This is a genomic window from Bacillus sp. FSL K6-1006 (assembly GCF_038593175.1).
GTDB lineage: Bacteria > Bacillota > Bacilli > Bacillales > Bacillaceae > Bacillus > Bacillus safensis.
Genome location: NZ_CP151970.1, coordinates 1,565,053 through 1,588,016, shown reverse-complemented (window position 1 = coordinate 1,588,016; position 22,964 = coordinate 1,565,053). Strand labels below are relative to the sequence as shown.

Here is a 22,964-nt window from a genome sequence, read left to right as displayed (position 1 = left end):
TTCATTTGTTAAAGTATAAATTGACTTAAATCTTTGTTATTTGCAATCTTTCCTAGCTTCTCTTCGACATACTGAGGGGTAATGGTCACTGTCTCCATCGTAATATCAGGCGCCTCAAATGAAAGCTCTTCAAGCAGCTTCTCAAGTATGGTATGAAGCCTTCTTGCACCGATGTTATCTGTCTCCTGATTGACATGATAAGCCACTTCGGCAATCTTATGAATAGCATCGTCAGAAAATTCAAGAGATATACCTTCTGTTTCAAGTAAAGCTTTATATTGCTTTAATAATGCATTATCTGGTTCCGTTAAGATTTTCACAAAGTCTTCTATACTTAATTTATCTAATTCTACACGGATTGGGAAACGTCCCTGAAGCTCCGGAATCAAATCTGATGGCTTTGCCATATGAAATGCACCTGCTGCAACAAACAGCACATGATCAGTTTTAACGGCACCATATTTCGTCATCACAGTTGAACCTTCTACAATCGGTAAAATATCACGCTGAACCCCTTCACGAGAAACATCTGCAGATGATGCACCACCGCTTTTGGCAATTTTGTCGATTTCATCGATAAAAATAATTCCTTGCTGCTCTGCTTTGTAGACCGCTTCCTGACTGACTTCATCCATATCAATCAGTTTTGAAGCTTCCTCAGCCGTTAACGCCTTTCTTGCTTCTCTGACAGTCAGCTTTCTGCGTTTTTTCTTTTTAGGCATGAGATTGCCGAGCGCATCCTGCATGTTCATACCCATTTGCTCCATACCCGAGCCTTGAAGCATATCAAACATGGAAGGCTGCTGTTCTTCTACTTCAATCGTGACGTAATGATCTTCAAGTTCTCCCATAGCCAGCTGATGAGCGATTCGCTTTCTTGTCGATTCGAGTTCCACTTCTTCATTTGAATGATCTCGATCACGGTCATCTTCATCAGAACCGCCAAACAGCATCTCAAAAGGATTTTTCACAGACTGGCTCTTTTTCTTACCAGGAACAAGTAAATGAACAAGACGTTTATTTGCTTGTTTTTCTGCTTCTTCTTGAACATCTTTCATCTTTTCTTCTTTGACAAGTCTAATCGCTGTTTCAACTAAATCTCTCACCATGGACTCTACGTCACGGCCGACATAACCCACTTCAGTAAACTTCGTCGCTTCCACTTTAATAAAAGGCGCACCAGAAATTCGAGCAATTCTGCGGGCAATTTCTGTTTTCCCCACACCTGTTGGGCCGATCATTAAAATGTTTTTAGGAACGACTTCATCCTTTAGCTTATCATGTAAAAGACTTCTTCTGTAACGGTTTCTTAAAGCCACCGCCACTGCTTTTTTCGCATCAAGCTGACCAATGATGTATTGATCAAGCTTTTCAACTATCTCTCTTGGGGTAAACGGCTTTTTCTCCATACGTCTCATGTCCTTTCTATTCAAGCTCTTCTAAAGTGATTTGATCGTTCGTGTAGACACAGATTTCTCCGGCCGTTTCAAGAGCGGCCTTTGCAATTTCTCTCGCTGTGAGATGATCACCTGCATGGGTTTTGAGAGCTCTCCCGGCGCTAAGCGCATAGTTGCCGCCTGAGCCAATGGCCAAAATCCCATCATCTGGTTCAATGACCTCTCCAGTTCCAGAGACGAGCAAAATACTTTCTTTATTCATGACGATGAGCATAGCCTCAAGCTGCCTTAGCATCTTGTCACTTCGCCATTCCTTCGCTAGTTCTACGGCTGCCCGCTTTAAGTTACCACCATATTCTTCAAGCTTTGTTTCAAACTTTTCAAAGAGTGTAAAAGCATCTGCTACTGAACCTGCAAAACCTGCAAGCACCTTGCCTCCGAAAAGACGGCGCACTTTTTTTGCTGTGTGTTTCATCACGACAGCCTGCCCGAAAGTAACTTGACCGTCGCCAGCCATTGCACTTTTTCCTTTATGTTGAACGGCAAAGATGGTTGTTGCATGAAATGATGACATGAAAAAACCTCCTTTTAGGATCGTTTAAAAGCCCTTGGGTGATGAGACATGTACGTGTTTCTTAAAGAATCTTTTGATACATGCGTGTACACCTGTGTAGATGATAAATTTGAATGACCGAGAAGTTCTTGAACACTTCTCAAATCTGCTCCCTCGTTTAAGAGATGCGTGGCAAAGGTGTGCCTCAACATGTGAGGATGGATATGTAATGTACCTGACGCCTTTTTCATTAATTCAGTGAGAATGAATCGAACACCTCTGTCTGTAAGAGGCGTCCCGCGCTGATTCAAAAACACATGAGTATCAGCGCGGTCTTTCCCCTTAGCTTTCAGCTTCTGCCTTCCATCCTCTAAATAAGTAATGAGCGCTTCATGAGCATATGACCCGAAAGGAACATACCGCTGCTTGCTGCCTTTCCCATGAACAAGCACTGTATCCATCGATAAATCAAGATCAGATTCTTTTAATGAACATAACTCACTGACCCTCATACCTGTTGCATAAAGAAGTTCTAAAATGGCTTGATTTCTTTGCCCAAGTGGTGTGCTGACATCAGAAACTGTAAAAAGCTCTTTTAGTTCCTCTTCATACAAAAATGAAGGAATCCGCTTATCCTGCTTTGGTAAGCTAACGAGTAAAAAAGGATTTTCTTTCACAAGCTGTTCTCTTAATAAAAATTTATAAAAGCTGCGAAGCGCAGAGACTTTCTTACTAATCGTTCTTCTTGTCAGGCCTTTTTCATAAGCTTCTGTTAAATAAATTCTCGTATCTTGATAGGATACCTCTTCAAAACCGTCTATTCCTTGAATGTTCATAAATCTGACAAACTCTTCAATGGCTTCTGTATATCCTGAGATCGTTAAAGCTGAATAGTTTTTTTCAATTTGCAGATATTCAATGAATAAGTGGACAAGACGCTGTTTATTCGTCATTTTTACACCTCTTTAAGGCTTTTAAATGGTATCACATATCTTGCTTTCCGTGCAATGTTTTACTACAGAGATTTCGAAATAGTTTGAATAGTTTCGATTGCACGCTTAGCGTACTCTGCATAACGTTCTTGTTTGTTTTTAATTCGAACTCCTAGATCTTTCAGCAAACCAAAATTCGCATTCATCGGCTGGAAGCTTTTCTTGTTTGTCGATGTGATGTAGTGAGCCATACTGCCAATCGCCGTTTCCTCCGGAAGTGTCACAAGCTCTTCTCCTTTGACAAAACGAGCGGCGTTAATACCTGCCACTAGTCCCGACGCTGCGGACTCGACATACCCTTCAACGCCTGTCATTTGTCCGGCAAAGAATAGATCATCTCTATTTTTAAACTGATAAGTCGGTCTTAAAAGGCTTGGCGAGTTAATAAATGTATTACGGTGCATCACGCCGTAACGGACAATCTCTGCTTCTTCAAGACCTGGAATCAAACGGAATACTTCCTTTTGATCGCCCCACTTCAGATGTGTCTGGAAGCCAACGATGTTATATAAAGTACCTGCTGCATCATCCTGTCTTAATTGAACAACAGCGTAAGGTCTTTTGCCTGTTTTCGGATCTTCAAGTCCTACTGGCTTCATCGGACCAAACAGCATCGTTTTCTTTCCTCTTTTCGCCATGACTTCAATTGGCATACAGCCTTCAAAGAAGATTTCTTTTTCAAATTCCTTTAATGGTACAGTTTCAGCAGAAATGAGCGCCTCATAAAAACGATCGAATTCTTCTTCTGTCATTGGACAGTTTAAATAAGCAGCTTCTCCTTTGTCATAGCGAGATTTCAAGTACACCTTATCCATATCAATGCTGTCTTTCTCTAGAATAGGTGCTGCTGCATCGTAGAAATAGAGATATTCTTCTCCTGTTAACGATTTTAATTCTTTGGAAAGTGCTTCAGATGTCAGCGGGCCAGTCGCGATAATTGTCGGACCTTCTGGAATGCTCTGCACCTCTTCTTGAAAGACAGTAACATTCGGATGATTTTTCACGCGGTCTGTCACGTTTGCTGCAAATTCATGACGGTCTACTGCAAGCGCGCCGCCAGCAGGAACTGAGCTTTCATCTGCTGCTGCGATGATGGCTGAATCTAAATGACGCATTTCTTCCTTTAATACACCTACTGCATTTGTCAAAGCATTCGCACGCAGTGAGTTGCTGCATACAAGCTCCGCAAATTTATCTGTGTGGTGAGCCGGCGTTTGTTTCACAGGTCTCATTTCATATAAATTGACTTTAATGCCTCGTTTAGCGATTTGCCATGCTGCTTCACTTCCAGCTAAACCGGCTCCGATCACATTTACAAATTGACTCATTGTACAACTCTCCTATTTCGTAAGGTCTGTTTGATGACATAAAAAAGCAGGTGAACAAGGCTGCTCACCGCTATTTTTGTTGTTCCTCTTTATAATCACAGTTCACACATTGAACTTGAACGCCTTTTTTCAGCTTTTTCTCTACAAGCATATTTTCGCATTTTGGACACTTTCTTTCAATTGGTTTGTCCCAAGAGACGAATTCACACTCTGGAAAACGATCACAGCCGTAAAAAATGCGGCGTTTCTTCGATTTTCGTTCAACAATGTTTCCTTCATGACAAGACGGGCATTTGACACCGATATCTTTGACAATTGGTTTTGTGTTACGGCAGTCAGGAAAGTTAGAGCAAGCCATGAACTTACCGTATCGACCCATTTTGTACACCATCGGATGTCCGCACTCTTCACAATCAACTCCGGCGTATTCCGGCTCAATCTCAACTTCTTGCATCTCTGCTTCAGCTTTTTCTACCCGTTTTGCAAAGTCTTGATAGAAGCTGTCGATAATACGAACCCATTCGATCGTACCTTCTTCAACGCTATCAAGTTCCTTTTCCATTTTCGCTGTAAATTCAACGTTAATGATTTCAGGGAAGAATTCAATGATTAAGTTGAGTACAATCTCTCCAAGCTCTGTCGGAGTAAATCGTTTATTATCAAGTGCGACATAGCCGCGCTTTTGAATCGTATCTAATGTTGGTGCATACGTAGATGGACGGCCTATACCGAGCTCTTCAAGTGTTTTGACCAATCTTGCCTCAGTGTAACGCGGAGGCGGCTGTGTGAAGTGCTGTTCAGGTTCGATATCTTTTGAAAGAACTGTATCCCCTTCTTTGAGATCAGGAAGCATTTTGTCCTTTTCCTCTAGCTGGTCGTCCTTTCCTTCCACATAAACCTTCATAAACCCAGGAAATTTCACTTTACTGCCATTCGCACGGAAAGTAAGACCGTTATGATCAAGATCCACACTCATTGTATCAAGAACAGCCGGCGCCATTTGGCTTGCCACGAATCGTTCCCAAATCAATTTATACAGACGAAGCTGATCGCGGCTTAGCACATGCTTGACATCTGCCGGTTTTCTTAACGTAGAAGTCGGGCGGATGGCTTCGTGAGCATCTTGTGCATTTTCATTCTTTTTGGCCGGTCGTTTTGTTGTGTTTAAGAAATTCTTGCCGTACGTCTGATCAATGAAAGCAGATACTTCTTCAATCGCCGTATTGGAAATACGTGTTGAGTCCGTTCTCATATATGTAATGAGACCGACTGTACCTTCTTTACCAAGATCAATTCCTTCATATAATTGCTGTGCAATCATCATTGTTTTTTTCGCACGGAAGTTTAATTTTCTTGCAGCTTCCTGCTGTAAAGTAGAAGTCGTAAACGGAACGGCTGGATTACGTTTCCGCTCTTTTTTCGTTACTTTCTCTACAGAGAATTTGCTTCCTTTTAATTTCGAAAGGATTTCTTTTACATCTTCTTTTGTTTTCAATGGATGTTTTTTACCATTGAGGCCAAAGAAACTCGCTTCGAAGCTTTCTTTTCCTTTAAGGAATGTACCGTCAATAGTCCAGTATTCTTCTGGTTTAAATTCATTAATTTCATTCTCGCGATCAATAATCAGGCGGAGTGCAACTGATTGAACACGTCCGGCACTTAAGCCCTTTTTCACTTTCTTCCATAAAATCGGACTGATTTTATACCCAACGAGACGATCTAAAATCCGTCTTGCCTGCTGCGCATCAACTAAGTCCATATTGATCATACGTGGATGCTTAAAGGAATCCTTAATCGCATCTTTTGTAATCTCGTTAAAAACAACGCGGCATTCAGAAGAGAGGTCAAGGTCAAGGCTGTGTGCTAAATGCCAAGCAATCGCTTCTCCCTCTCTATCGGGGTCAGCTGCGAGATAGACTTTTTTTGCTTTTTTCGCCGCTGTTTTTAATTCTTTTAAAACCGGGCCTTTCCCGCGAATCGTAATATATCTCGGTTCGAAGTCATGCTCAGTATCAACACCGAGCTGACTTTTCGGTAAATCCCTTACGTGCCCCATTGAAGCTTTTACTTTATACTTTTTTCCTAAATAACGCTCAATCGTTTTCGCCTTTGCTGGCGACTCAACGATGACTAAATAATCAGCCATACTCAAAATCCCCCTTAAGAGGTGTTCTCTCTTTATACATTTCACAATTCATATTTATGTTAATTGCACCTATCTAACAGGCAATCATTAAAAATTCTTTATGATGAACATCATTATAAACACGAAAAACAAAGTGTAAACTTAAATCCTCACTATTATTAAATATTCCGATGTCTTTTGTCAAACGATATTTTTATGTTGGTTCAGTATATTGAACGCTGCGGAAGGAGAATTCCTCTAAAATATCTTTTGTTGAATGAACAAGCTTTGCTCCCTGCTGAATGAGTCTTGCCGGACCTGTGGAATTAGGATCAAAGATGGATCCAGCAACTGCAAATACCTCTTTTCCTTGCTCAAGTGCTTGATAGGCTGTAATAAGAGAACCGCTCTTTTCTTTGCACTGTATCACGATGGTTCCTTTCGTCAGTGCACTAATTAAACGATTTCTCATTGGAAAATGCCACTTTTCTGGTTTGACATAAGGAGGATGCTCTGACAAAAGCAAATGATGCTCGCCCATGTATTGAGCCATTTGCTCATGCTCTTTTGGGTATAAATGCTGAAAACCGCCTGCTATAATGCCGATCGTTTTTCCTTTTTTTCTGATGCACTCTTTATGTGCAAGTCCATCGATTCCTTTAGCTAAACCACTGACAATCATCCAATCTTCCTTTACAAGCTCACCAACAATTTTCTTCACACATGCTTCTCCATAAGACGATGGAACTCGCGTGCCGACTACACCTAAACTTTTTTCTTCATTTAAATATGATACGTTTCCTTTTAGGAATAACACAGGGGGAGGATCATAAATATTTTTTAGTGTGCTGGGATATAAGGGTGATGTGATGGGAATCATGTGAATGTTTTGCTTTAAATAGGCTTGAACGATGTGTTGAAAAATGGGGAATTCATTTTCTTCAGCTTGTTTTAAGCGGGTAAAGTCGATCGTTTGTAACGCTCGATCCTGTTTAAAATGATGTGTTTCTTCATTTATATATAGCTCAGGATCGACTTTCCACCATTTTGTTAATAATGAGGGTGAGATGAGGCCTTTTAAGCGGTGAAAAATCATTCTTTCGGACACGTTGTACATACCATTCCTCCAGTTTAAGATAGAAAGAAGAAGACTTGCCAAAGAACAAGTCTTCTTGTGTCATTAATGCGTTTTACAAGCTTCGAAGAGATTCTTCTCTTTTAATACTTTAATCAACGTTTCTCCCATGACAGATGGTGTTTCTGCCACTTCAATTCCACATTCACGCATTGTTTTTACCTTTTCATCAGCTGTTCCTTTACCACCAGAAATAATGGCACCAGCATGTCCCATACGTTTTCCTGGAGGCGCCGTTTTACCGCCAATAAAGCCAACGACTGGCTTAGTCATATTTGCTTTTACCCATTCAGCTGCTTCTTCTTCAGCCGTACCGCCGATTTCACCGATCATAATCACAGCATGCGTTTCAGGATCTTCATTGAATGCTTTTAAAACATCAATAAAGTTTGTCCCATTTACCGGGTCTCCCCCGATTCCTACAGCTGTCGATTGTCCAACACCAGCTTCTGAAAGCTGATGTACCGCTTCATATGTAAGCGTTCCAGAACGAGAAACAACACCCACATGACCTTTTTTATGAATGTAGCCAGGCATGATACCAATTTTACATTCTTCAGGTGTGATGACACCTGGGCAGTTTGGCCCAACTAGTCTTGTCTTTTTCCCTTCCATATACCGTTTCACTTTGACCATGTCAAGCACTGGAATATGTTCAGTGATACAAATGACGAGATCGACTTCTGCGTCAACAGCCTCTAAAATGGCATCTGCCGCAAATGGTGCTGGTACATAGATAACAGAAGCGTTCGCTCCAGTAGTCTGCACTGCTTCAGATACAGTATTAAATACAGGAACTCCTTCTACTTCAGTTCCACCTTTTCCAGGTGTGACACCGCCAACGATATTTGTTCCGTACTCAATCATTTGTTTTGTATGGAACAATGCGGTTGAACCGGTAATCCCCTGAACAATTACTCTCGTATTTTTATTAATAAATACACTCATTTAGGTTCCCTGCCTTTCTGCTCTACTTGACTAAAGATACAATCTTTTCTGCCCCGTCAGCCATAGACTCAGCAGAAGTGATATTTAAGCCTGAATCACTCAGGATTTTCTTCCCTAATTCAACGTTTGTTCCTTCAAGACGTACAACAAGTGGTAATGTTAAGCCGACCTGTTTCGTCGCTTCAACAACACCTTCTGCAATCACATCACATTTCATGATGCCGCCAAAAATGTTCACGAAAATCCCTTTGACATTTTGATCAGATAAGATGATTTTAAATGCTTCCGTTACTTTTTCAGCTGTTGCACCGCCGCCAACATCTAGGAAGTTTGCAGGGTCCCCGCCGTAATGCTTGATGATATCCATTGTAGACATCGCAAGTCCTGCTCCATTGACCATACAGCCAATATTTCCATCTAAAGAAATGTAGCTTAAGTCATATTTAGATGCTTCAATTTCTTTTGGATCCTCTTCATCAAGGTCACGGTATTCTAATATATCTTTTTGTCTATATAAGGCATTGCTATCAAAGTTTAATTTTGCATCAAGTGCCATGACTTTTCCATCGCCTGTTACAACAAGTGGATTAATCTCAGCAATTGAACAATCTTTTTCAATAAACGCATTGTAAAGGCTTGTCATAAACTTAACAGCTTGGCCAACTAATTTTGTTGGAATATTAATTTTAAATGCTACTTCTCTCGCCTGATAGCCTTGCAGGCCAATCGCTGGGTCGATGACCACTTTGACGATTTTTTCTGGCGTTTTTTCTGCTACTTCTTCAATTTCAGTACCGCCTTCTTCAGATGCCATCAATACAATTCTTGATGTCGCTCTGTCCAAAACTAGTCCAACATAGTATTCCTTTTGAATATCGCAGCCTTCTTCAATAAGTAAGCGTTTTATTTCGCGCCCTTCAGGCCCTGTTTGATGTGTGACAAGTGTCTTGCCGAGCAATTCCTCTGCAAACCCTTTCACTTCATCTTTCGTTTTTGCAATTTTTACCCCGCCTGCTTTACCACGGCCGCCTGCATGAATCTGTGCTTTTACGACATATACAGAGCTCCCTAGCTCTTCTGATGCTTTCACTGCTTCATCAGGTGTAAATGCTACTTTACCATTTGGAACTGAAACCCCATATTTTCTTAGGATTTCTTTTCCTTGGTACTCATGGATATTCATTTCCCATCCTCCCAACATATGTAGAAACAAAAATTATAAAATAGACTGCGCTTTCATTTTAAAGAATAAAAAAGAGAATGTCTAGGGTTCTATGTAAAATCGTAAAATCCTTCTAAACATTCAAACTTTTATTTTATTAAAAATATAAATTTTTCAGCCAAATCACTTTTTTTACCTTATTTTTTCATTTTTTGATCTAATCTGTAGATAAACGAAAAAATTTCTGCTACAGTATCGTATAACGCTTCGGGGATCTCCTCATCTAATGTTAAATGTCGCATGAGTTCGACTAAATTACGGTCTTCCTGGATTGGGACTCCCGACTTTTTTGCTTCTTCAATAATATGATCTGCCACATAGCCGCTGCCTGTTGCAACGACTTTTGGCGCTTTTTGTTTTTCTTCATCGTAATGCAGAGCGACCGCTCTTCTAAGCGGTTTTGAATCCTTCATACTCGTAAGTCCAGCCCTTTCTCGCTGATTTTATGAAAGTGTTCATCTAGAAATTGAGACGGATCTACTGGCTCTTGTCTCTTTTTTGCTGTAATTCCCGTTAAACTGTATCCTAGAGCATTTAAATTCTCCCGAACAGCCGGAATCATCGGATTAATGGTTCCTTGCAGTTCATGGGCTGTCTCGACAGTAATAGACATGACCTTTTGCTGAATCGTACAGTCTATTAAGGTTTCTTCAAGGTTTTCCATGTTTAGATAAAACATCAGGCGGCACTGAGAAATATCAATAGAGCCATCTTTTTTCTTATGTCCCTTTAGTATAAAGGTTAAATCTTGAACACTATGTTTTGAGAAAAGAGGATAGGAAACCATCATTTGACTGACGGTTTGGTTCTCCTGCTGCACAAATAACTGCCCATTCAATCTATGAAATAATTGATCCACTTCTTTTTTAACGTGCTCTGGTAAATCCGCCTGCTTCACATCATTCAGCACAAGCTTTAATTGGTGCAGCTCCTGACTTTTGACATCCTGGCTGCCTTTTTCGAGCAGTTTCAGCATACCGATTTCATCACGTACACCAATTGCCTTTTTCATCGTCATAAGTAAATCGAGCACATCAGTTTTATTGCTTAATGTTGGTTCAGTCTGCTGCACCACCTGGGCCAAAGCTTTTGCCTCTCTTTTTGACAGGAAGGGAAACTCTTTTTGAAGCACAGCTCCTTTTGCGTCAGGCTGAGATCCTGCCTGCTGGAGCCCTTGCAGCAATGCTGTGAGCTGTTTTAAGTTAGGCTCTTGCTGCCCGTCTGCACCTTGTTTCATCAAGCTTGTCAGTATCCGCTCAATTTGCTGAAGCGGAATTTGCAGCGCTGTTGGACTTGTTGACTGCTGCTGCACGTTTGTCTGAAGAACTTGGGACGGCTGACGCTCTTGTACAATTGAGGCAAGACTATTTTCTTTTTGCTGAGACGGATTGAGCGGAGTCGTTATTGGTGAATTGCCGTCTTGCTTCGCCACGCCTTCTCTCGCTGCTAGAAGGACCGATAAGAGCTTTTCTGCATGGATGGCTGTCTCTGCATCTACAACTGACCGAACGGCTTGTATAAGGGTCTGTGTGGCATCTGTGTGCTTCGGAAGCTGTGTTAATTGATTTAATAGCGCTGTTATATCCTGGTGAAGGGCAGAGGATGATTTTACGGCTAAAATAGATTGAAGCACCCCTTGCTGGATCGGTAAATCTTTCTTTAAAGCAAAGAGAAGTGCCTGGAGCCCTTTCTTCACATCAGCTCCTTGAAGCTGTTCGATCCACTTCACTGCCGTTTTTAACTCTCCTTCGTTGATGACCGGCTTTTCCTTTAAAAAAGCTGTAGCCGTCAGCATGTTTTCAATCCCATTTTTCAGTGAGAGACCTTCTAATAGTTTGGCTGCTGCATCTTTTAATGTCTTAGGATCTTGATCAAATTGCTGAACGGGTCTTAGTTTATTGAGGCTGCCTCCACCCTCTTGTTCAAATTGGAACCAATAAAACGCGTCTGCTTTAAGCTGAGCCGCCAGCTGTGCTTTTATTTTCGTTGAGCCTATTTGAACAAGGGCTGTATCATCTCCAAGCATTTTTAGTACCTTGCCGAGAATCAGCCGATGAACATTATCCTTCCCTTCGGTGTTTAATGGAACCGATTCGGCCGTATTCAGCCGGCTATTCAGTGCTGTATGTATGTCCTCAACTCTTGTCATCACAGGCAGCCTCCTTAGATTAAAATTTATGATATAACAGATTTCACCGGCGCAAACGATAATCGGTGGATTGGGGTAGCACCATGTGTTTGAATCGCAGCCAGGTGCTCTTTCGTTCCGTACCCTTTATGTTTTTCAAATTGATACTCAGGATATTTACGCCCGTACTCTTCCATCATCTGATCCCTTGTCACCTTCGCAATACATGCACCTGCTGCAATGGATGCACTTTTTGCATCTCCTTTGATGATATTCTCTTGGTGGGTAGAAAGCGGGAGTGTCATGGCATCTATGAGTAGATAATCAGGTGTATGAGTTAACTGCTCTACAGCTCTTACCATCGCCAGTCTTGATGCTTCATAAATATTGATTTCATCGATCGTAGCCGCATCAACAATGCCGATTCCGATATCAAGTGCTTCTTTTTGAATTAAATCATAATAAGCCAATCTTTTTTTCTCAGATAATTGCTTTGAGTCGTTTAAACCGAGCAGGACTGTCTCTTCCTTTAATATAACGGCTGCTGCCACAACTGGGCCGGCAAGCGGTCCTCTTCCTGCTTCATCTATTCCAGCAATACATGTGTATCCCTGCGTCTTTGCTTTGTTTTCAAATTGCAGCATGTCATGCCATGCTGCGTGAAGTGCTTGCTGCTTTTCTCTCTCTTTGTGCCACTTTTCTATCAGTTTTTGGACACTTTTTCTCGTATCATCTTTCACAAGCTCGCGAATGTATGACTCGTCGCCTGCATGCTTTTCTATTAGTTCTTTTATTTGTTTCACCGTGTACATAGGCTTTTTCGCAGCCTCCTTCTTTATATCGGCAGTTTTTCGCAAAAAATAAAGACCCGCATGAGCTGCGTGTCTTTTAGCTTTCAGGCTTCTCAAAAGTGAGGGGACCAAATTTTTCTGTTCGAATATCCCGAATAATGATTTCGGTGGTTTTGTCATAGTTTATGAATCCCCCGCTCATTAGACAGCCGCGCTTAGTGCCAATTGCATCAAACAGCTCAACCGTATCTTCAGGTATCTCCGCTAGATCATAGCGTTTTTTTAATCGCTCTGGGTAATTCTCTTCTAGAAAACGAAGTGCATACACAGCGACATCCTGTAAGTTGATGATCGAATCTTTGATCGCTCCAGTCACCGCAAGCCTGAGTCCTACCTGCTCATCTTCAAACTTCGGCCAGAGGATTCCAGGGGTATCAAGCAGTTCTAGTTCTTTCCCTACCTTCACCCATTGCTGTGATGTCGTAATACCAGGCCGGTCTCCTGTTTTGGCAATGTTCTTTTTTGCTAAACGATTGATTAAGGTCGATTTTCCGACGTTGGGAATCCCGATAATTAGTGCTCGAATTGCACGTGGTTTGACGCCTTTTGCTTTCATGCGGTCGAATTTTTCTTTTAAAATTTCTTTTGAAGTTGTGATGATCTGATTTAACCCTTGTCCATCGACTGAGTTAATGGCAAGTGACCGAACGCCTTGCTGCTCAAAGTGCGCCTGCCACTCCTTTGTCATACGAGGATCTGCTTTATCTGCTTTGTTTAAGAGCATGATTTTGGGTTTGTTTTGAAGGATTTCTTCGATCATTGGGTTTCTAGAGGACATCGGAATTCTTGCATCGGTTAATTCAAATACGATGTCGATGAGCTTTAATTTTTCTGTGACTTCACGTCTTGCTTTTGCCATATGGCCTGGAAACCATTGAATCGTCATATGTGCACCTTCTTTCTTCTACCTGTTATCTCTATACATTGTACAAAAAAAGAGCCTGTTACAGGTAACAAGCTCTTTCCTTTGATATCATTATCGTCTGATTTCTTTGATACGAGCCGCTTTACCGCGAAGTTCACGTAGGTAGTAAAGTTTCGCACGACGTACCTTACCGTGACGTACAACTTCGATCTTAGCGATTTTTGGTGTGTGTACAGGGAATGTACGCTCAACGCCTACACCGTAAGAGATCTTACGAACTGTGAAAGTTTCGCTGATTCCACCACCACGACGCTTAATTACAACACCTTCAAAGATCTGGATACGCTCACGAGTACCCTCGACAACTTTAACATGTACACGTAAAGTGTCACCAGGACGGAACGCAGGAAGATCAGTGCGTAATTGTTCTTTTGTGATTTCTTCAATCAAATGTTGCATCGTTTTCAACTCCTTCCAACAGATGCTCATGTCCTCTTTCTTCATTGCAGCGGAACATCGTTTTCAAACTTGGATCAGCAAGCCGTCCAAGTCACAAGTAGTATCATATCATACCTCTATGCCGTGTGCAATACAATCTAGTCATTATGAAGCTGCCAAAGCCATCTTTTTTCTTCATCCGTTAATGTTTTGCAAGAATCGATCAAATCTGGCCGTCTTGTATAGGTTCGCTTCAAGGATTCTTTGCGCCGCCACTCTTCAATTTTGGCATGATTTCCAGAGAGGAGCACATCCGGCACTTTTAGTCCTTTATAATCCGCCGGCCTTGTATAGTGCGGGTGCTCAAGCAGACCTGTACTGAATGAATCTTCGATGTGAGACGCTTTTTTTCCAAGCACATGAGGCAAAAGCCTGACCACACTGTCTGCAATCATCATCGCTGGCAGCTCTCCGCCTGTGAGGACGAAATCTCCGATTGAGATCTCATCTGTGACAAGATGCTCCCTGATGCGCTCATCGTAGCCTTCATAGTGGCCGCAAATGAACATAAGATGCTCTTCTTTTGCAAGTTCTTCTGCTTTCTTTTGTGTATATCTTTCCCCTTGAGGACAGACAAGAATGATTCGGGGTTTCGTGCTTGCTTTCTTCGTTAAATCTTCTACCGCATCAAATACGGGCTGCGCTTTCAGTACCATACCAGCACCGCCGCCATACGGATAGTCATCCACTGTTTTATGCTTATGATCCGAATACTCTCTAAAATTGACGACTTGAAATGAGACAGCTTCTTTCTCCTGTGCTTTTTTTAAGATCGATGAGTGAAGTACACCTTCGAACATTTCAGGAAAAAGGGTTAAGAAATCGATTTTCATTCGTCAATAAGTCCTTCCATCACTTCAATGTGTACGGTTTTGGATGAGATATCGATCTTTTTGACGACAGATGGTATATATGGAATGAGGGCATCTTTTTTGCCTTTTCTTCCAACCACCCACACATCATTTGCCCCTGGCGTAAGGATTTCTTTGATTTGGCCGATCAGCTTGTCCTCTTCATCGTATACTTCACAGCCGATGATTTGGTGGAAATAAAATTCTCCTTCGTCTAATGACCCAAGATGTTCTTTTTCTACCTTTAAGATTGATTCTTTCAAATGCTCTGCTTCATTTAATGAGTTGATTTCTTCAAATGTGAGCAAATCAAACTGTTTGTGCTGGCGATGCGATGCGACAGTCACTTTCAGCGGCTCGCTTTGACCTTGCTTAAAAATATAGAGGACGCTTCCCTTTTTGTAGCGCTCTTCTGGGAAATCTGTCTTTGACACGACACGTACTTCTCCGCGCACTCCGTGTGTATTGACGATCTTTCCAACATTCAACCATTCTAGCTCCATGTTCTCAATCACCCCTGACGTATTTCCACAATGGTGCCGTCTTTCACGACGATGACATTATCTTGCATCTTGTCATCCCATTTATCACCTATTTTTACTTCAACCAGTGCATCCACTTCTGTTTCTTTCATTTCACTTCCAAGCGGCAAAATATGCAGCTGCTCTACTTGAAAATCAATTTGCCGGATCTTCTCTTGCCTTTTATCGATCGCTTTTTGAAATTGAGGGATGGCTTCTTGCTGATGTGGTTCTTTTTCATGTTTTTTTAGTTGAAAATATAGTTGATTGCATTCACGTTCTAGTCTTTCTTTTTTCTCCAAAAAAGTCGTTAACAGTTTGTCCTTACTGCTTTCAGTTAATACTTGCATCACGGTGACATGTTGAATGATCTGCATCTTCCTTTTTGTCCCCCTATCCGAAGGCATTTGTCCTCTACAGTATAACGAAAAATAGATTTAAACGTGTAAAAAAAGGGGAGGTCCTAAGCCCTCTCCCTTTTTAGTCAGCAATCTCAAGTTGAACTTTCTTAGAAGACTCTGCACTTGCTGCAAAAATGACTGTTCGTATCGCTTTTGCTGTACGTCCCTGCTTTCCGATCACTTTTCCGGTATCTTCAGCATTGACAGACAGTGTGTAAATCACCTGCTCATCTTTTTCTAATGAAGATACGTGAATATCTTCAGGGAAATCAACAAGTGGCTCGACGATGGACACAATCAATTCTTCCAAGGACAGCTCATTCATTATTTGCTGTTTTTCGCATTATGAAATTTTTCAAGAATTCCTTGGCTTGAGAAAAGATTGCGAACTGTATCAGATGGTTTCGCACCATTTTGAAGCCATTTAAGCGCTAATTCTTCGTTGATTTTCACCTCAGCTGGTGATACCACTGGGTTGTAAGTTCCAACTGTTTCGATGAAACGACCGTCACGTGGTGAACGAGAATCTGCTACAACAATACGATAGAAAGGAGATTTTTTTGCTCCCATACGTTTTAAACGAATTTTTACTGCCATTTTACTAGCACCTCCGAAAATATTTCAACAAGATAGTATATTAACAATGATAAAAGGGTTTGTAAAGTGTTTTTTCTTAACAACGGTTTTATCATGTATAACCAATTACATAAATGGTAATTTAAAGCCCTTTTTCTTTCCTTTGGACATGTTGGTCATTTGCTTCATCATCTTTTTCATTTCATCAAATTGCTTTAAAAGGCGATTGACTTCCTGTACAGATGTTCCGCTTCCTTTTGCAATCCGTTTTCTCCGGCTTGCATTGATGACCTCTGGCTGTTCTTTTTCCTCGGTCGTCATTGATTTAATGATCGCTTCGATGTGATTGAGCTGCTTTTCGTCTACTTGGACGTTTTTGAGCCCTTTCATTTTACCGGCTCCCGGCATCATTTGGATCAGTTCATCAAGTGGACCCATATTTCGAACTTGGCCAAGCTGCTCGAGGAAATCATCGAGCGTGAAGCTCATTGTCCGCATTTTTTGCTCAAGCTCTTTCGCTTTATCTTGGTCGACGTTTGCCTGTGCTTTTTCAATCAGCGTGAGCACATCTCCCATGCCAAGAATTCTTGATGCCATCCGCTCCGGATGGAATGGTTCAATCGCATCAAGCTTTTCTCCTAGCGCAGCGAATTTAATTGGCGTGTTGGTGACAGCTCGAATAGAAAGTGCTGCACCGCCTCTTGTATCACCGTCTAGTTTTGTTAGAACGACACCTGTTAAACCAAGCTGTTCATTAAAGCTTTTCGCGACATTGACCGCATCTTGACCTGTCATAGAGTCAACAACTAGGAAAATTTCTTCTGGATTCGCTACTTCTTTTACTTTCTGAAGTTCATCCATCAATTCTTCATCGATATGAAGACGTCCTGCTGTATCTAAAATGACATAATCATGGTGTTCTTCTTTCGCTTTTTCAATTGCCTGTTTGGCAATTTCGACAGGGCTGACTTGATCACCTAATGAAAACACCGGCATATCAAGCTGTTTCCCAAGCGTTTGAAGCTGCTGGATCGCTGCTGGTCGGTAAATATCAGCAGCTACCATCATCGGCTTGCGATTATGTTTTTTGCGAAGTAAATTGGCAAGCTTCCCTGTTGTGGTTGTTTTACCTGCCCCTTGAAGACCAACCATCATAATGACTGTTGGAGATTTTTTCGCTACAGCGATCTTACTCTCTTCTCCGCCCATTAATTCAGTGAGTTCTTCTTTTACAACTTTAATGACCTGCTGTCCAGGGGTAAGGCTTTTCATGACCTCTTGTCCAACTGCCCGCTCACTTACTTTTTTCACAAAGTCTTTGACTACTTTAAAATTGACGTCAGCTTCAAGAAGGGCAAGGCGTACCTCGCGCATCATTTCTTTTACATCTTGTTCTGACACTTTTCCTTTGCCGCGGATTTTTGAAATCGTCTGCTGCAGTCGGTCGGCTAATCCTTCAAATGCCATACTGTGCCGCCTCCTAATCTAATTTCTCAAGCGATTCAATTAAAGCTTCTGCTTCTTCTGTTTGCGCAGAATCAGCTACAAGCTCTCTCATTTTTTTGAGAAGTTCTTTACGCTCTTTAAATTTCTTAAACAAGAGCAGCTTTTCTTCATATTGTTCAAGCATCGCTTCAGTCCGTTTAATATTATCATAAACAGCCTGCCTTGATACTTCATATTCATCCGCAATTTCACCGAGGGAAAAATCGTCTAGGTAGTAAAGCGACATGTAGCTCTTTTGCTTTGCGGTCAACAACGATTGATAGAAGTCAAACAAGTAATTCATTCTCGTTGTTTTTTCAAGCGTCATGGGCTCTCTCCCCTTTGTTAAGTTCATTCCCTTTACATCAACTAAGTTTACACGGTTCTCTTCTGTGTGTCAAGTTTTTATCTTGTCACTTCATGAAGCTACGCATAAATAAAAATGCCAGCAGATTTGCCGGCATTTTTTTGTTAGTCTTGTTGATCAATTACGTCTGAGAATAATCCATACACATACGATTCTGCATCAAACTCTTGCAGATCGTCCACCTTTTCACCTAAACCGACAAGCTTCACGGGAATGTTCAGCTCATTTCGAATCGCAAGAACAATTCCGCCTTTTGCAGTACCGTCAAGCTTTGTTAAAGCAATCCCTGTCACATTTGTCGCTTTAGAAAATTCCTTAGCTTGTGCCATGGCGTTTTGACCCGTTGTCGCATCAAGAGCGAGCAATACTTCATGAGGTGCATCTGGAACCTCGCGTTCAATGACTCTCTTGACCTTCTCCAGCTCTTTCATCAAGTTGACTTTGTTTTGAAGTCTTCCTGCTGTATCGCAGATGAGGACATCCGCATTTTTCGCTTTTGCTGATTGAACGGCATCATAGATCACCGCTGCTGGATCAGAGCCTGCTGTTTGTTTGACGACAGGAACACCTGAACGTTCTCCCCACACTTCAAGCTGCTCGATGGCACCGGCACGGAACGTATCACCTGCTGCTAAAATGACGGATTTCCCTTCATTTTTCAGCTTGTTTGCAAGTTTGCCGATAGTCGTTGTTTTTCCAACACCGTTGACGCCTACAAATAAAATGATATTCAAACGCCCGTCTTCAATGTTCAGCGCAGAGATTTGTTCCTCTCCGCTATTGTAGATGTCAACCAGTTTTTCAGAAATGACCGCTTGTACTTCACTTGGATCTTGAATGTTTCTTAATTTCACTTCTTTTTTCAGCTCATCAATCAGTTCCATCACAGTTGTGAAACCGACATCAGCGCCGATCAGAACCTCTTCCAGCTCTTCAAAAAAGTCTTCGTCGACTTTGCGGTAGCGGGAAATCAGTTCATTTACTTTTCCTTGGAAGGAGTTTCTCGTTTTTTCGAGTCCATCTTTAAACTTTTCTGATACTGAATCGGTTTGCTGCGTAAATTTTTCTTTTAATTTCTTAAAAAAGCTCATTGGTTCAAAAACCTCCTTTAATTACTGGACAAGCTCTTTCGTTTCTTCTAGTTTGACAGATACAAGCTTAGAAACACCTGACTCCTGCATCGTCACGCCGTAGAGCACATCGGCTTCTTCCATTGTTCCCTTGCGGTGCGTAATGACAATGAACTGTGTTTCCTGGCTGTATTTCTTTAAATATTGCGCAAAACGGAAAACATTTGCTTCATCAAGCGCCGCTTCTACCTCATCTAACACGCAGAATGGAACAGGTCTCACTTTTAAGATAGAGAATAGTAAAGCGATCGCTGTTAAGGCTCTCTCTCCGCCTGAAAGAAGGCTTAAGTTTTGCAGTTTTTTCCCTGGCGGCTGCGCGACAATATCAACGCCAGAGTTAAGTAAATCAGTTGGATCTGTCAGTTTAAGATCTGCTCTTCCGCCGCCAAATAATGCTTGAAAAACAGATTCAAAGTGCCCGCGGATTTGAGAGAATGTCTCAGAGAAACGCTTTGTCATCTCTTGATCCATTTCTTCGATGACTTGGAATAATGTATTTTTCGCTTCTGTCAGATCATTTCGCTGTTCTGTTAAGAAAAGATAGCGTTCATTCACACGTTCATACTCGTCAATGCTGCCTAAGTTTACTGTTCCAAGCTCTTCAATGGCTAGTTTGATCAGCTTCACTCGTTTTCTTGCTTCATCTGGCGATAACGTCAACTGATACATCTCTTTTGCTCCTTCAAATGAAAGAGCATATTCATCGTTCAAATAAGCGATCAGGTTATCGAGCTCGACTTCCATACGGCCAAGCTTAATTTCTTCATCTTTTAAGCTTGTGGTGAGCTGCTTATACAAACGTTTTTGTTCTTTAAGCTCACGTTCAGCGAATTCTAATGTTTCAGAAAGAGCGAGACGCTGCTTACGGCGCTCTGAAATGAGGGCGGTTGTTTTGTTTTTGTTTTCCAGCTTCTCTTTCGCCGCTTCTTCCAGTTGTTCGGCTCCGCTTGAACTAGATGACATTTCACTTGTTAAGAGTGACAGATCTTCTTTTGTTTCCATCAGCGTCTGTTCAGCTTCTTCTAATTCAGCCATTAAGCTCGAAAGCTTTTCTTGTTCATTCGCTAAGGACTGCTCTTTTTTGGCAAGCGAGATTTTCAGCTCAGTTAATTCAGCAGAAATGGTTTCTTTCGTTGAGCTTTGCGTCTGCTTACGCTTTGTTAATGTATTGATTTCTTGATCAAGAGCCGTCAGTTTCTCACCTATAGAGGCTTCAAGAGCGACCTGCTTTTTGTCCTTCTCCGCGAGTTCAGTAGAACGCTGCTGCAATTCTTCTTTTTCTTGATCATAGAGTTCAAGATGAGCATTGATATTTTTTTCTGCAACTTGCAGTTCGTATAGCTTCCCTTTGAGATCTTGCTGCTTTTCACGAAGCGTTTCGCCGCGCTGACGCAGTTCGTTTAATTGGCTTTCGTTTGCTCCGATCAATTGCTTCGTTTCTTTTGTTTCTTTTTCAAGGATCGTTGTTTTCTCTTCCATTTCAACGAGCTGCTTTGTTAACGTTTCGATCTCCCGGTTTCTTGAAAGAAGAGAGTTGTTCTTTTTCTTTACGCCGCCACCAGTCATTGAACCGCCGGGGTTTACGACATCTCCATCAAGGGTCACGATGCGGTAACGATGTCCAAGCATTTTTGCCAGTTCATTGGCGCCTTTTAAGTCTCTAACGATCAGCACAGTTCCAAGCAAATTCTGAATCACCTTTTGATACTTTTCGTCAAAGAAAACAAGGTGACTCGCTACGCCGATAAATGCAGCATGCTGCTCTGCTGTTTGAACATCTCTGAGCTGAATGGTTCTTTCTTTGATCACGTTCATTGGCAGGAAGGTTGCACGTCCAAAGGAATGCTGCTTTAAGTATCCAATCGCTTGTCTCGCAGCTGCTTCATTTTCTGTAACGACGTGCTGCGTGGCTGCACCCAGCGCAATTTCAATCGCTGTCTCATGCTGCTGATCCGTTTGAATCAGCTCTGCAATGGCACCATGAATACCGCCTAACCGTTCTTTTGCCTTTAAGACCTCTTTCACTCCTTGGAAAAAGCCTGAGAAGTCTTCCTGCATGGATTCAAGCATTTCTTTTTTTGATTTTGCCTGCTGTACGTATTGATAGGCTTGGTAAAGAGCCGTTTCTTTTTTCTCGTATTGACGTTTCATTTGCTCAAGCTTTTGTTCTGCTTCTCTAAAGCGTTTTACTTGAGCCAGAATGTCTTCTTCCAGTGCTGAAAGCTGCTGCTCAGCTTCTGTTTTCTTTTCTTTAACAGACACTCGTTCTTCGATATGTTTTTGGTTATTTTGCGTCAGCCGCTCTAGCTGCATGGCAGCTTGGCGCTGCTGTTCTTCTAGTAATTTACGTTCATTACGGATGGAAGCCTGTTCATTGAGCAGATCAAAATAATCGCTTTTCAGCTGTTCAATTTGACCTTCCACATCTTCACTATGAAGCGACAGTTGATGCTGCTTTGTGTTCACTTCATCTTTTAGCTGCTGCACTTCTTTTTGCAGGCTGTCACGCGTGATTTTCTGCTGCTCAATCTTTTCGGTTAACAGCGCTTGCTTTTCAGTTAAACGAACGAGCGTTTCTTCAAGCTGTCCTTGGTTTGCGGCCGCATTTTTTTTCCGCTCTTTTAGCACTTCTTTTTTTCCTTCAAGCTTTTCTAATTCCTCACTTGTGAAAAGTAGAACTTCTTGCAGGTCATTAATTGATTCGTCAAGCGCTTGAATGCGGTCTCTTGACTCTTCAATTTTGGCTTCTTTTGCTTGGATATCTGTAGACTGCTTCATTTCATCTTGTTTGAAGCGCTCGACTGCTTCACCAAGTGTTGTCCATTTTTCATGAAGTGCTTCGATGTCATGGACAGTTAGGGCGATTTCGACATTTTCAAGCTCTTCTTTTTTTTGCAAATAGTCCTTTGCAATGGATGCTTGCATTCTTAATGGTTCTACTTGATCTTCTAGTTCATGCAGAATATCTTCTACTCGGTTTAAGTTGTCCTGCGTTTCAAACAGTTTATTCTCGGCTTTTTTCTTTCTTGTTTTATATTTCAAAACGCCAGCCGCTTCTTCAAAGATGCTTCTTCTCTCTTCTGCCTTACTTGATAGAATTTCCTCTACCTTTCCTTGGCTGATGATGGAAAAAGCTTCCTTCCCAAGACCTGAATCCATGAAAAGATCAATAATATCCTTTAAGCGAACAGATTGATTGTTTATGAGAAATTCACTTTCTCCTGAGCGATAGACCCTTCTTGTCACACTGACTTCGTGAAAATCGATCGGTAAAAAGTGATCTTCGTTATCTAATGTTAAAGTCACCTCTGCTAAATTGACTCTTTTTCTTGAGTCACTTCCTGCAAAAATGATATCTTCCATTTTTCCTCCGCGGAGGCTTTTCGCTGATTGTTCTCCAAGTACCCAGCGGATAGCATCGGTAATATTACTTTTGCCGCTCCCGTTTGGTCCAACCACAGCTGTGACCCCTTTAACAAAGTCCACGGTCACTCGCTGTGCAAATGATTTGAATCCTATCACGTCTAAACGTTTGAGGAACATGAGAGTGATCCTCCTTATGTATTTAAAGTACTATCATCTTACCATATG

General features: G+C 41.6%; 22 protein-coding genes. All 22 read right to left on the bottom strand.

Annotated features, from left to right (window positions below; translation table 11 throughout):
- Nucleotides 1–8: 8 nt before the first annotated feature.
- The 22 genes from hslU to smc all read right to left on the bottom strand — a co-directional run bounded on the left by hslU (nt 9) and on the right by smc (nt 22,916).
- The gene (hslU, locus tag NSS65_RS08170; RefSeq protein ID WP_024424180.1) at nt 9–1,409 is read right to left on the bottom strand and encodes an HslU--HslV peptidase ATPase subunit; all 1,401 of its coding nucleotides are present in this window, start codon (nt 1,407–1,409) and stop codon (nt 9–11) included.
- Between the two features lie 16 nt (nt 1,410–1,425).
- Entirely contained in the window at nt 1,426–1,971 is a 546-nt protein-coding gene (hslV, locus tag NSS65_RS08165; RefSeq protein WP_034281773.1) for an ATP-dependent protease subunit HslV, read from the bottom strand.
- Between the two features lie 14 nt (nt 1,972–1,985).
- Nucleotides 1,986–2,903 carry a tyrosine recombinase XerC gene (gene xerC / locus NSS65_RS08160; protein WP_034281771.1) on the bottom strand — a complete coding sequence of 306 codons (918 nt, stop codon included), beginning with the start codon at nt 2,901–2,903 and terminating at the stop codon, nt 1,986–1,988.
- A gap of 62 nt (nt 2,904–2,965) precedes the next feature.
- Nucleotides 2,966–4,270 carry an FADH(2)-oxidizing methylenetetrahydrofolate--tRNA-(uracil(54)-C(5))-methyltransferase TrmFO gene (gene trmFO, locus NSS65_RS08155; RefSeq protein ID WP_024424183.1) on the bottom strand — a complete coding sequence of 435 codons (1,305 nt, stop codon included), beginning with the start codon at nt 4,268–4,270 and terminating at the stop codon, nt 2,966–2,968.
- A 70-nt stretch (nt 4,271–4,340) separates the two neighbouring features.
- Complete coding sequence (gene topA, locus NSS65_RS08150; protein WP_034281770.1) at nt 4,341–6,416, bottom strand: type I DNA topoisomerase; 2,076 nt, start codon at nt 6,414–6,416, stop codon at nt 4,341–4,343.
- A gap of 193 nt (nt 6,417–6,609) precedes the next feature.
- Nucleotides 6,610–7,512 carry a DNA-processing protein DprA gene (gene dprA / locus NSS65_RS08145; RefSeq protein WP_034281769.1) on the bottom strand — a complete coding sequence of 301 codons (903 nt, stop codon included), beginning with the start codon at nt 7,510–7,512 and terminating at the stop codon, nt 6,610–6,612.
- Nucleotides 7,513–7,575: 63 nt separating this feature from the next.
- The gene (sucD, locus tag NSS65_RS08140) at nt 7,576–8,478 is read right to left on the bottom strand and encodes a succinate--CoA ligase subunit alpha (RefSeq protein WP_007499624.1); all 903 of its coding nucleotides are present in this window, start codon (nt 8,476–8,478) and stop codon (nt 7,576–7,578) included.
- A gap of 22 nt (nt 8,479–8,500) precedes the next feature.
- Complete coding sequence (gene sucC, locus NSS65_RS08135) at nt 8,501–9,661, bottom strand: ADP-forming succinate--CoA ligase subunit beta (protein WP_024426972.1); 1,161 nt, start codon at nt 9,659–9,661, stop codon at nt 8,501–8,503.
- Nucleotides 9,662–9,837: 176 nt separating this feature from the next.
- Nucleotides 9,838–10,113: a FlhB-like flagellar biosynthesis protein gene (locus NSS65_RS08130; protein ID WP_003211418.1), complete on the bottom strand. Its 276-nt coding sequence runs from the start codon at nt 10,111–10,113 to the stop codon at nt 9,838–9,840.
- Nucleotides 10,110–11,849, bottom strand: coding sequence for a hypothetical protein (locus NSS65_RS08125; protein WP_034281767.1), 1,740 nt, complete (start codon nt 11,847–11,849; stop codon nt 10,110–10,112). The genes NSS65_RS08130 and NSS65_RS08125 overlap by 4 nt, the downstream gene beginning before the upstream one ends.
- A gap of 26 nt (nt 11,850–11,875) precedes the next feature.
- The gene (locus NSS65_RS08120) at nt 11,876–12,640 is read right to left on the bottom strand and encodes a ribonuclease HII (RefSeq protein WP_034281766.1); all 765 of its coding nucleotides are present in this window, start codon (nt 12,638–12,640) and stop codon (nt 11,876–11,878) included.
- A gap of 76 nt (nt 12,641–12,716) precedes the next feature.
- Nucleotides 12,717–13,565, bottom strand: a complete 849-nt coding sequence (gene ylqF / locus NSS65_RS08115; protein WP_024424188.1) for a ribosome biogenesis GTPase YlqF — start codon at nt 13,563–13,565, stop codon at nt 12,717–12,719.
- A 90-nt stretch (nt 13,566–13,655) separates the two neighbouring features.
- Nucleotides 13,656–14,003, bottom strand: a complete 348-nt coding sequence (gene rplS / locus NSS65_RS08110; protein WP_008354510.1) for a 50S ribosomal protein L19 — start codon at nt 14,001–14,003, stop codon at nt 13,656–13,658.
- 137 nt (nt 14,004–14,140) lie between these two features.
- Nucleotides 14,141–14,875, bottom strand: coding sequence for a tRNA (guanosine(37)-N1)-methyltransferase TrmD (gene trmD / locus NSS65_RS08105; RefSeq protein ID WP_144496639.1), 735 nt, complete (start codon nt 14,873–14,875; stop codon nt 14,141–14,143).
- Entirely contained in the window at nt 14,872–15,396 is a 525-nt protein-coding gene (rimM, locus tag NSS65_RS08100) for a ribosome maturation factor RimM (protein ID WP_024424190.1), read from the bottom strand. The genes trmD and rimM overlap by 4 nt, the downstream gene beginning before the upstream one ends.
- An 8-nt stretch (nt 15,397–15,404) precedes the next feature.
- Nucleotides 15,405–15,791 (bottom strand): YlqD family protein, encoded by a 387-nt coding sequence (locus tag NSS65_RS08095; protein WP_024424191.1) that lies wholly within the window; start codon nt 15,789–15,791, stop codon nt 15,405–15,407.
- A 103-nt stretch (nt 15,792–15,894) separates the two neighbouring features.
- Complete coding sequence (locus NSS65_RS08090) at nt 15,895–16,140, bottom strand: KH domain-containing protein (RefSeq protein WP_024424192.1); 246 nt, start codon at nt 16,138–16,140, stop codon at nt 15,895–15,897.
- Nucleotides 16,140–16,412, bottom strand: a complete 273-nt coding sequence (gene rpsP / locus NSS65_RS08085) for a 30S ribosomal protein S16 (protein WP_008344841.1) — start codon at nt 16,410–16,412, stop codon at nt 16,140–16,142. The genes NSS65_RS08090 and rpsP overlap by 1 nt, the downstream gene beginning before the upstream one ends.
- A 105-nt stretch (nt 16,413–16,517) precedes the next feature.
- Nucleotides 16,518–17,858: a signal recognition particle protein gene (gene ffh, locus NSS65_RS08080; RefSeq protein ID WP_041117374.1), complete on the bottom strand. Its 1,341-nt coding sequence runs from the start codon at nt 17,856–17,858 to the stop codon at nt 16,518–16,520.
- Between the two features lie 13 nt (nt 17,859–17,871).
- Nucleotides 17,872–18,204, bottom strand: a complete 333-nt coding sequence (locus tag NSS65_RS08075; protein ID WP_012009935.1) for a putative DNA-binding protein — start codon at nt 18,202–18,204, stop codon at nt 17,872–17,874.
- A 143-nt stretch (nt 18,205–18,347) separates the two neighbouring features.
- Nucleotides 18,348–19,334: a signal recognition particle-docking protein FtsY gene (gene ftsY, locus NSS65_RS08070; RefSeq protein ID WP_024424194.1), complete on the bottom strand. Its 987-nt coding sequence runs from the start codon at nt 19,332–19,334 to the stop codon at nt 18,348–18,350.
- 21 nt (nt 19,335–19,355) lie between these two features.
- Nucleotides 19,356–22,916, bottom strand: coding sequence for a chromosome segregation protein SMC (smc, locus tag NSS65_RS08065; RefSeq protein ID WP_326135104.1), 3,561 nt, complete (start codon nt 22,914–22,916; stop codon nt 19,356–19,358).
- Nucleotides 22,917–22,964 lie beyond the last annotated feature (48 nt).